This window comes from Orenia sp., assembly GCF_055140805.1.
Genome location: NZ_JBSQYM010000110.1, coordinates 1 through 10,077, shown reverse-complemented (window position 1 = coordinate 10,077; position 10,077 = coordinate 1). Strand labels below are relative to the sequence as shown.

10 protein-coding genes and 1 pseudogene are annotated in these 10,077 nt (G+C 32.0%); 8 read left to right on the top strand and 3 right to left on the bottom strand.

Translation table 11 applies throughout. The features are described 5' to 3' along the window. Nucleotides 1–108: 108 nt before the first annotated feature. The 3 genes from ACTCDL_RS11065 to ACTCDL_RS11055 form a co-directional block, all read right to left on the bottom strand. Nucleotides 109–669, bottom strand: coding sequence for a DJ-1/PfpI family protein (locus tag ACTCDL_RS11065; RefSeq protein WP_463176550.1), 561 nt, complete (start codon nt 667–669; stop codon nt 109–111). Between the two features lie 16 nt (nt 670–685). Then, entirely contained in the window at nt 686–1,156 is a 471-nt protein-coding gene (locus ACTCDL_RS11060; protein ID WP_463176549.1) for a GNAT family N-acetyltransferase, read from the bottom strand. 250 nt (nt 1,157–1,406) lie between these two features. Continuing rightward, a complete protein-coding gene (locus tag ACTCDL_RS11055; protein ID WP_463176548.1) occupies nt 1,407–1,934 on the bottom strand; it encodes a GNAT family N-acetyltransferase in 528 nt (175 codons plus the stop codon). Between the two features lie 178 nt (nt 1,935–2,112). Between ACTCDL_RS11055 and ACTCDL_RS11050 the strand changes: the two genes are divergently transcribed. From ACTCDL_RS11050 to ACTCDL_RS11015, 8 genes and pseudogenes are all read left to right on the top strand, one after another. After that, complete coding sequence (locus ACTCDL_RS11050) at nt 2,113–2,379, top strand: type II toxin-antitoxin system Phd/YefM family antitoxin (RefSeq protein WP_463176546.1); 267 nt, start codon at nt 2,113–2,115, stop codon at nt 2,377–2,379. Further along, nucleotides 2,372–2,683, top strand: a pseudogene (locus ACTCDL_RS11045) (type II toxin-antitoxin system RelE/ParE family toxin). The gene ACTCDL_RS11050 and the pseudogene ACTCDL_RS11045 overlap by 8 nt, the downstream one beginning before the upstream one ends. A 354-nt stretch (nt 2,684–3,037) precedes the next feature. After that, nucleotides 3,038–4,534 carry a threonine synthase gene (gene thrC / locus ACTCDL_RS11040; RefSeq protein ID WP_463176545.1) on the top strand — a complete coding sequence of 499 codons (1,497 nt, stop codon included), beginning with the start codon at nt 3,038–3,040 and terminating at the stop codon, nt 4,532–4,534. Between the two features lie 139 nt (nt 4,535–4,673). After that, nucleotides 4,674–4,850 carry a hypothetical protein gene (locus tag ACTCDL_RS11035; protein WP_463176544.1) on the top strand — a complete coding sequence of 59 codons (177 nt, stop codon included), beginning with the start codon at nt 4,674–4,676 and terminating at the stop codon, nt 4,848–4,850. Nucleotides 4,851–4,989: 139 nt separating this feature from the next. After that, a complete protein-coding gene (locus ACTCDL_RS11030) occupies nt 4,990–5,370 on the top strand; it encodes a hypothetical protein (protein ID WP_463176542.1) in 381 nt (126 codons plus the stop codon). Between the two features lie 159 nt (nt 5,371–5,529). Continuing rightward, a complete protein-coding gene (locus ACTCDL_RS11025; protein ID WP_463176541.1) occupies nt 5,530–6,762 on the top strand; it encodes an ROK family transcriptional regulator in 1,233 nt (410 codons plus the stop codon). Between the two features lie 134 nt (nt 6,763–6,896). Next, nucleotides 6,897–7,841 (top strand): aldose epimerase family protein, encoded by a 945-nt coding sequence (locus tag ACTCDL_RS11020; RefSeq protein WP_463176540.1) that lies wholly within the window; start codon nt 6,897–6,899, stop codon nt 7,839–7,841. 434 nt (nt 7,842–8,275) lie between these two features. Continuing rightward, complete coding sequence (locus ACTCDL_RS11015; protein WP_463176539.1) at nt 8,276–9,865, top strand: solute:sodium symporter family transporter; 1,590 nt, start codon at nt 8,276–8,278, stop codon at nt 9,863–9,865. Nucleotides 9,866–10,077 lie beyond the last annotated feature (212 nt).

Genomic DNA, 10,077 nt, shown 5'->3' with positions numbered 1-10,077 from the left:
GTTGCTGAAAGTTATCTTTTAAGGTTTTTAGTTAAGAACTTAAAGGTATTAAATTATTAGGATATTTAAATTACATTCTAAAGTTGTTTATCTATAATATAGGTGAGGTTAATTTTTATAATCCATCTGTTTTCTAATTTTTTCTTTAACCGCATAACCTGCTAGTTTCTCACAGAGATATAGTCCTAAATCGATTGAAGAGCTCACACCTCTAGCAGTGATAATATTCCCTTCATCAACAATCCTCTCATCTAAGACCTCTTGACAATATTCTTTAAGTTCTGTAAAGGCATTAGGGTGAGTAGTAGCTTTTTTATCCTGTAATAATCCTGCTGCTCCTAATAGTAAAGAACCAGTACAGACTGATGCTATCAAATTACAGTCTTTAGCCGTTTTAATCCAGTCTAGGAAATTAGTATCTTTAATTAAAGTTCTAGTTCCAAAACCACCTGGGATAATGACTAAATCAAAATTACTGAGGTCGACTGCTGTTTTGGTAGCAGTCAACTTTAAACCTGTAAACTCTTCAACCTCCTGTTGAGAATAAGAGCAGATTTCCCATTCTAAATCTGGAATAAAGCCCATAGTCTTTAGTCTGACTAGGGGGTCATAAGTCCCAATAAAATCTAATGCAGTCATTCCATTAAAAACTACAAAAGCAACTTTCATTATATTCACCTCTACTTTAAGATAATTCTATTGTCATCCAAATTATTTCATCTTTTTTATCAGGTTGAACTTCATCTTCAACAAAACCCATTCTTTTATAAAATCCCAGCCCTGTTCTACTACTAGGCACATGGAGTTTTTTTATATCTTTTTTCTTAATAGATATTAACAAATGATTAAATATAAACCTACCTATTCCTTGCCCATGTAATTCAGGCCTAATAAAAAAATTCGATATAGAATACTTCGGTAAATCATTATCGCCAAAGTTAGCCATTGCTCCTGTCCCAACGATTTCATCATTCTTTTCGACCACATAGATTTCTTTCCATTTCATTTGTCCTTTTAATTTTTCTGGTTTATTATGTTCTTTAAATTTCTCAATTACCTCTTTTGAATGATGATTTATCATAACTTCATCAAAGTTTCTTCTAATTAATTCCCAGACTAACTCAATATCATCTTTCCTTATCTCTCTGATTTTCATCATAAGTTCCCCCTATTTCAAGGTTAAAAGTTGATTTTACTTTTAAACTATATTTGTATTAAAGAATAAATTTATCTATGTTCTCTTTTAACTTCCCAGTTAATACTCCTAATCCTAAATAAATCCTAAGTCTTACATAAGTTAGTCCAATTCGCACTATATTCTCTATTTGCATGTCGCTAATCATATGTTATGTGATGTTGTACACAAAAATCAATAATATTCATGAGATAATATTAATTTCCTAGAATTAAAGAGTAACCCAATAAATTAGCATTGGTTTACCATCAATATATGTCTTTTCTTCAGTCAAAACACCACCATATTTCTCAATCGTTTTTCGGGATGCCAAATTATCTGCATAGCACCCTAGCATAACTCTGAGTAATCCAAGATTCTTAGCATACTTAAGACCCTGGCCTAACATATAGGTTGCATACCCACTTTTTCGTTCTCTAGGTCTTACTGAATAACCAATATGCCCTCCATAAGCAGATAAAAAAGTATTTCCAAGGTTATGCCTGATATCAATGATTCCGATTATTTTCTTATCTGATTTTCTGATAACAAAAAAAGTATCACTAACTACCCAATCTGCTCTGACAGTTTCGTGATTTTGATTTCTTTTTATATTATCTAGCCACTCCAAATAATCCATTTGGTCAAACAGGGCACTTCCGTTAATAACAGTTTCACCGTAATCAAAAAACTCTTGTTTAAATTCTTCTGCCATTCTTTTATGTTTTAATGTAGGTCTGATAAGCATTAACTCATCCATTTTATACACCCCTTTCAAATAATATGTATTGCAGTTCAAATTTAAATTATCCAATTATTTTGAACTAAAAGCTCTTTAAACATATTTATTTGTAATTATCAAATCACAATATTAATATTTATATTTTATCAAAATTATGATATAATAATGACATACTAAAATAATAAGAGGTGATTTTATGCCGAACATTAGACCTGTCTCTGATTTAAGAAATAATTTTAAGCAAATTTCAGAAATATGTCATGAAGATGGTGAACCTATATTTTTAACCAAAAATGGTCATGGTGATATGGTAGTTATGAGTATAGAGCTATATGAAAAACAAAAAGCTCTACTTGAATTATATAAAAAACTTAGTGATGCTGAAATAGAAAGCCAGGCTGGGGTTTCAAAAATTTCTTATGATACTCTAATGGAAGAAATGAAGGCTAAATTAAATGAGTAAACAGTTTAAAGTTAATTATCTACCTATAGCTAAAAATGACCTAGAAGAGATATTAGAATATATTCAAAAAGACAGTCCTAATACAGCTTCAAACTTTCTTAATCAAATAGATAAAACTATTTCTCAATTAAGTAGTTTTCCTCACATGGGAGTGATCCCAAAAGATAATCACTTATAATCAAAAGGCTATCGGATGCTTATAATAAATAATTATATAGTCTTTTATGTTGTTAATGAAAATATTGAAGAAATTGAAATACGAAGAATACTACATGGTAAAAGAAAATATAAATTTATTCTTTAAAAGTTCTATAAAAATAGGGCTTTTTTTATTACAACTTCTCTTCCACAAATAGTCCAATATCATATAACAATTAATTAACGACATACTTCGTTTAAACTCCTATATAATAGATATTAACGATACATGTCCTTAATATCTATTATACCTAAATTCCAAATCTTCTAGATAAATTCAATTAATTACTATAATATAACAAAATTTAGTTTCTTTCAATTAATATTCTAAAGTTGTTTATTTTTTAAAAATGGTCTGATGAGTTTTTAATATGAGATTTCTCAATTCTACATTGTCAACCACCCCTTCCTTTGATATAATTAAGCAAAATGAGATTTCGAGTAGAAAGGATGGAGTAGGATGAAATATATCAGTACACGGGCAAATTATGATTCAGTCAGTGCAGCAGAGGCGATTCGTTTAGGGATGGTACCAACAGGAGGATTATTTGTGCCTGAGAATGTACCTATCTTTACTAAAGATGAGATTTATCAGATGAGCAAGCTTAGCTATCAAGAGATTGCTTATCAAGTATTAGAGAAGTTTTTAACTGATTATAGTCAAGAGGAGATCAGAGAGGTTATTAATGCAGCTTATAATGATAATACTTTTGCTAAAGAGGAGATAGCACCAGTTGTCAAGTTGAATGATAATACTTATATTTTAGAGTTATGGCATGGGCCAACAGCAGCTTTCAAGGATATGGCATTACAGATACTACCACACTTATTGGTGAAAGCGATTCAAAAGGGTGATTCAGATAAGGAGATAGTTATCTTGGTAGCTACCTCTGGTGATACAGGAAAGGCAGCTTTAGAAGGATTTAAGGATGTAGATGGAATTAAGATTATTGTCTTCTATCCTAATGATGGAGTCAGTAAGGTACAAGAGGCTCAGATGTTGACTACAGAGGGTGATAATACGGTAGTAGTCAGTGTTGAAGGTAACTTTGATGACTGTCAGAGTGCTGTTAAAGAGATCTTTGGAGATGTTGAGTTCAATCAATTAATCAATCAGAATGGTTACCAATTCTCTTCGGCCAACTCTATCAACTGGGGACGCTTAGTTCCACAGATTATCTACTATTTTGCAGCTTATGCTGATCTACTTAGAGATGAAGCTATTGAAGTCGGAGATAAGATAAATGTTTCTGTTCCAACAGGAAACTTTGGTAATATCTTAGCAGCCTATTATGCTTCACAGATGGGACTACCAGTTAATAAGTTTATCTGTGCATCTAATACAAACAAGGTCTTGACAGATTTTCTTAAGACAGGTGTTTATGATATCAATCGTGATTTCCATAAGACTATCAGTCCATCGATGGATATCTTAATCTCTTCTAATCTAGAGAGATTCTTGTTTGAGATGACTGGACATGATGCTGAGAAGATTAATGGATGGTATGATGACTTAAAGACTACTGGTAGATTTGAGATCGATGCAGCTACTAAAGCCAAGATTAAGGATATCTTTGTAGGAGAATGGACTACAGAAGAGGAGACTCAAGCTACCATTGCTCAAGTCTTTGAAGAGTATAACTACACTCTAGATACCCATACAGCAGTAGGGATTGACTCTTATCAGAAGTATTTAAAAGAAACTGGAGATCAGACAGTAACTATAGTTGACTCTACAGCAAATCCTTACAAGTTCAGTAAATCAGTCTTAGAGGCTTTAGAAGGAGAGAGTGAAGAAGAGAATGAGTTCAAAATTCTAGACACTCTAAATCAAGTAACTGACTTGGAGATTCACCGAGGTTTGCAAGGCTTAGAGGAGAAAGAGATTAGACATAATAGAAGCTGTGCTAGTCAAGAGATAACAGCAGAGATTAAGGATATTTTAGAAATAAAATAACTTAAAATTATTATAAAAGGAGTAGAGTCGTAATTACGACTCTACTCCTTTTTTTTGATAGTGACTTAGACCTATTTTGTGACAAAATTTAGTAACTGTGAATAGTATATATTAACACAATATGGAAGGAGGGGTAATTATGAGTGAAAATGCTGTACAAGGCTCACACAAAGACTGTTGTAAGCCAGATTGTAAAGATAAGAAGAAGTTGCCTTTTGACCGTGCTTTCTGTGTGAAATTTGATCTATGTATTGAAGCAAAAGTTACGAATTTTAGGATTATAGATTTAGGACCATGCCCTGATTTTCGTAATTAGAAGGTTTAAATCATTACATTGATAAGTGTGGATACCTGGGTATCTACACTTATCTAATCTAAATTCTATATGACCAAAACTTAACTATGATACATAACATATACTATTTAAAAGTATAAAAGGAGGTGTTGTTTGATTAATGGTAGATAAATATTTGACTAAAATTACATGTGAGAGGTACTTTAGAATTAATTCAGCAGAACCTATAAACCCTGAGGATATTGAGATATCAGTCAATTATAATGGTGATGATAATGATAATCATGCTGAGTCTGTAGAAGAACCTAACCTATTGGTTATGGCTATTTTATGGGCCTATTATCAGGCTTGTGAACAAGGCTTACTAGAAGAAGGTTTACCTGCTCCTTGGGAAGAGATTGCTGAGAGTGATGAAGGTGATAAATGGGTAGAATTTTTAAAATGTATTAGTAGTCATCCAGATTGGTCAAATTGGATTAAAGAGCCGCAGAAAGCTAAAGAACAGATTATCGAAATATATAATGAAATAGAAGGAGGATAATATTTTTTTGGGATAGGTATAATTGCTTATCCCGTTTTATTCTAAAGTAAGAAATATACATAGGAAAATAAAATAAACTTTTAACTATTAAGCTAATATGTTATAATAACAATATAAACTTAATTAGTTAAATTAATAAATGTAAGGGTTGAGATAATAATGAATGGTGTGCTAAAGGGTAGTTTTGATTTGATGAAGCAACTTAATATCTCTGTTATTTTAGAGGTGATTAGAACTAAGAAAGCTATTTCTAGAGCTGATATAGCTGAAATTACAGGATTAACTCCTGCTAGTGTGTCTAAGATTACTAAAGATTTAATGAAAAGAGGATTTATTCAGGAGTCTGGTTTAGGAGAGTCAAGTGGAGGTCGTCCACCAGTCTTATTAACATTAAATCCTAAGGCTGGCTATGTGATAGGAGTTAACTTGGGGCCTGGTTTCTTAGAGATTATATTGACTGATTTAGAAGCAAGTATCCTAGCTGAATCCCATGAGAGATTAGAGAAGATAGATCAAGATTATATTTTAGAGAGGCTATTTACTTTAATTGAGAATATTATTAGCAATAATAAAATAGCTAAAGATGATATTATAGGAATTGGAATGGCGGTTCATGGTGTAGTTAATAGCCAGACTGGTATCTCTGTCTTTGCCCCCCATTATCATTGGAAAGATGTCGCAATTAAGGGCTTGATAGAAGAGAAGTTTGATATACCTACTTTTATTGACAATGATGTAAGAGCTATGGCTTTAGGGGAAAGTTGGTTTGGTGTTGCTAAAGGGATTGATAATTTTATTACCATTAATATTAGCAATGGAATTGGTTCTGGAATTATGATTGGTGGTAAGCTCCATTATGGTGTTGATTATAGTGCAGGAGAGCTAGGGCATACTATAGTAGATAATGATGGACCAAAATGTAGTTGTGGTAATTATGGTTGTTTAGAGAGTTTAGCTTCTAATACTGTAATTGTTGAAAGAGCAAGAAAGTTAATCAAGCAAGGTATACAAACAGAGATAATTTCCTTGGTAAATGGAGATTTAAATAAGTTAACTACTACAACTATCTGTGAAGCTGCTAATCAAGGTGATGAGTTAGCTCGGCAAATTTTAAAAGAGATTGGGAGATATTTAGGAATAGGAATTACTAACCTTTTAAATATATTAAATCCTAGGATGATAGTGATTGTAGGGGATATAGTTAAAGCTAAATCCTATGTCTTTTCAGCTATCTTAGAGACTGTTGAAGTTAGAGCCTTAGAGACTATAGCCAAAGATACCAAGATAGTTGCAACAGATTTAGGTGAAAATACTGCAACTATTGGTGGAGTAACTTTAGTATTAAAGGAGTTATTTAAAGGTGCTAAACTATTGGAGAAGGGACACAAGTAAGAATGTTTAAATAGTTATTTTGGGTATAACTATTTAAGTATATAAGTATATAAGAATCCCGCAAATTTCTTTTTTGCTTAACTTTGAAAAATATATTATTTATTATAGATACTGAGGTTTGAAGGGGGTTTATTATGATTAAAGAGAGTAATTACAAAGGTTTAAAAAGTATTACCATGGGAAATAATCAATTAATGGTGCAATTCATCCCAAAGTACGGTGCTAAGATAGTTTCTTTCTTTAATAAAGAAACTAAGCGGGAGTTTTTGTTCCAAAGTAATAATAAAGAGCTTAAAGTTCCAAAATATAATGCTGATTTCTCCAAATTTGATTCTAGCGGATTTGATGAGGTCTTTCCTAGTATAGATGCCAGTTTTTATCCAGATGGTAGCTGGGCGGGAACGCCTATCCCAGACCATGGTGAGGTGTGGGCTCTGCCTTGGAAAGCTGAAGTTAAAGGAGAAAAACTTAATTTTGAGGTTTATAGTCCAAGATTTCCTTATAAACTAAGCAAAGAAGTTAGTTTACAAGAAGATGGGATAAGAATAGATTATAAGGTAAGTAATCTTTCAGATGAGAAGTTTAAATTTATTTGGACTGCCCATGCTCTATTAAATTGTGATCATCGAAATACTAAAATTATTTTACCGGAAGGAGAAGATAAGATAATAAATGTAGAAAGGACTAGTCAATATTTAGGCGACTGGGGTGAGCTACATTCATATCCAATTGTTAAGACTAAAAGTGGTAAAAAGCTTGATATGAGTAAGGTAGAAGCAAGAACTGCTAATAACTGTGAGAAGTTTTACGTTCCCCATAGATTAAAGAACTCTAGATGTGGAGTAGAGTATACAGATACTAAGGAGCGTTTAATTTATAACTTCCCAGTTGATAAAGTGCCTTATTTAGGGGTTTGGAAGACTCAAGGTGGCTATCGTGGTGATTATAATATTGCTTTAGAGCCTTGTACTGGGATTTATGATGATCTGTATTTGGCAGATAGGATAGGAAAAACTGCTATAATACCTGCTAGAGAGAGTTATCAATGGTACTTAGAGATGAAGCTAGAGAGGTATTAAGGTAATAAAGTAAATCTATAAATATAAAATAATGGTTGACAATATCATGGTTATACACTATAATATATCTAGCAGGAGGGGTTACTAATATAAGTACCTAAGATAAAAATATTTTTTTAGCCCCCTTACTTTATTTAATTAATTAAGTTTTATAATAAGTACTTTAATAAGATAAAAAGTCATTAAATATAAGATTCTACTATATATTAAGAGTTATAAGTGGTTATAAGTTGATAATAGGTATAAGAACCCACTATATCTTAGAATTAGTATCAGTAACTGTATATTAAAATAGATAATATACAGTTGTAGAGATACTATATTTAAGGTATTAGTGGGTTTTATTTTTGGTAACTTTATTTTATAAGTTAATTAAGCTATCCTAGAAGTTTTTAAAGGGTACTCACTTTTAATTAAACAAGGGGGAAAAAATAATGAATCTATTTACAATTATATCGTTTTTATTCTTTACAGGTCTAGTTGCCTTAATATCTTATAGGCTGACACGCAACGAGGACCTTGATAGTCAAGATGGATATTTTCTAGGAGGAAGAAGTTTAACTGGATGGGTAATAGGTGGATCATTAATGTTAACTAACCTCTCAACTGAACAGTTAATCGGATTAAATGCCCAAGGTTATACAGATAATATGTCGGTAATGGGCTGGGAAGTTGGCTCGGCAATTGCTCTTGTAATAGTTGCCTTTTATTTATTACCAAGATATTTGAAAGGTGGAATTACAACTATACCAGATTTCTTAGAAGAACGTTTTGATTCTGGGACTAAGAGAATCATTACTATATTATTTTTATTTGGATATGTATTAAATCTTTTACCACCTATTCTTTATTCAGGTGCGAGAGCTATCAATGGAATGTTTAATATTCCACAATTATTAGGTGTTAGTCAATGGACTGGTTTATGGGTTACAGTTTGGGCTATAGGTATTATAGGTTCTATTTATGCTATTTTTGGTGGCTTAAAGGCAGTAGCAGTTTCTGATACAATCAATGGTATTGGATTACTTATTGGTGGATTATTAGTTCCTATTCTTGGTTTAATGACTTTAGGTGGAGGTTCACCAATAGAAGGTTTCCAAACTATTATGCAAAACACACCAGATAAATTAAATGCAATAGGCTCTTCATCAGATCCTGTTCCCTTTAGTACTATGTTTACAGGAATGCTATTAGTAAACCTTTTCTATTGGGGTACAGCTCAACATATCATGCAGAGAGCATTAGGAGCTAAGAACTTAAAAGAAGGACAAAAGGGTGTTCTTATAGCAGCAGCGTTAAAATTATTAGGACCTGCATTCTTAATTCTACCAGGAATTATTGCTTATAATATGTTCGGACCTGGTTTAGAACCGATGCATGCTTATCCAAAACTAGTTAATGCAGTATTGCCAAAGCCATTGGTGGGATTCTTTGCAGCAGTACTATTTGGCGCGATTTTATCATCCTTTAACTCTACATTAAATTCATCTGTAACATTGTTTTCATTAAATATTATTAAACCATTATTTAAACCAGATGCTTCAGATCAAGAGCTTGTAAAGAGCGGAAAGATTATTGGTACAGTACTTGCTATCTTTGCCATGTGTGTAGCGCCATTAATTGCTAAGGCACCTCAAGGATTCTTCCAATACATGCAAACTGTAAATGGATTCTATAATGTACCTATCTTTACTATTGTATTTATTGGATATGTAACAAAGAGAGTACCAGCAATTGCAGCTAAGATATCACTCTTTGTATTTATTACTGCTTATGGAATAACTCAATTATTCTGGGATACAGGAGTACACTTTTTACACATTTTAGCGATATTATTTGTGATTTGTTCTGCGCTTATGTTAGTTATCGGAAAATTAAAACCAAGAAAAACAGCTTTTATATTAGAAGACAAGAAGGCAGTAGAATTAACTCCTTGGCAGAAACTATATCCTGTTGGAATAGCTATAACTATTGCGATGATAGCAGTTTATAGTGTGTTTTCTAGTGTAGGAATTGCTGGTTAATTCAATGCTGGAGTAAGTAAATTTTTAGAGACTAAATTATAAACAAAAAGCTAAGGTTGATTCTTTGTCAAAGAATCAACCTTAGCTTTTTGTTTATAATTAAGGAAATTATGCTTTTTTAGAGGTTGTGGATAACTTGTTTAAAGGGGTTAAAAAAAGTAGCAACGAATTAACGCGAATAGCACGAATTAAAATTTAAAAACTAAATTAGG

Excerpts from the sequence above, each read along its gene's own strand:
- ACTCDL_RS11020 (WP_463176540.1), top strand. The coding sequence starts at position 6,897 with ATGATTAAAGAGAGTAATTACAAAGGTTTAAAAAGTATTACCATGGGA.
- ACTCDL_RS11060 (WP_463176549.1), bottom strand. The coding sequence starts at position 1,156 with ATGAAAATCAGAGAGATAAGGAAAGATGATATTGAGTTAGTCTGGGAA.
- ACTCDL_RS11035 (WP_463176544.1), top strand. The coding sequence starts at position 4,674 with ATGAGTGAAAATGCTGTACAAGGCTCACACAAAGACTGTTGTAAGCCA.
- ACTCDL_RS11050 (WP_463176546.1), top strand. The coding sequence starts at position 2,113 with ATGCCGAACATTAGACCTGTCTCTGATTTAAGAAATAATTTTAAGCAA.
- ACTCDL_RS11055 (WP_463176548.1), bottom strand. The coding sequence starts at position 1,934 with ATGGATGAGTTAATGCTTATCAGACCTACATTAAAACATAAAAGAATG.
- ACTCDL_RS11015 (WP_463176539.1), top strand. The coding sequence starts at position 8,276 with ATGAATCTATTTACAATTATATCGTTTTTATTCTTTACAGGTCTAGTT.
- ACTCDL_RS11065 (WP_463176550.1), bottom strand. The coding sequence starts at position 669 with ATGAAAGTTGCTTTTGTAGTTTTTAATGGAATGACTGCATTAGATTTT.
- ACTCDL_RS11025 (WP_463176541.1), top strand. The coding sequence starts at position 5,530 with ATGAATGGTGTGCTAAAGGGTAGTTTTGATTTGATGAAGCAACTTAAT.
- thrC (WP_463176545.1), top strand. The coding sequence starts at position 3,038 with ATGAAATATATCAGTACACGGGCAAATTATGATTCAGTCAGTGCAGCA.
- ACTCDL_RS11030 (WP_463176542.1), top strand. The coding sequence starts at position 4,990 with ATGGTAGATAAATATTTGACTAAAATTACATGTGAGAGGTACTTTAGA.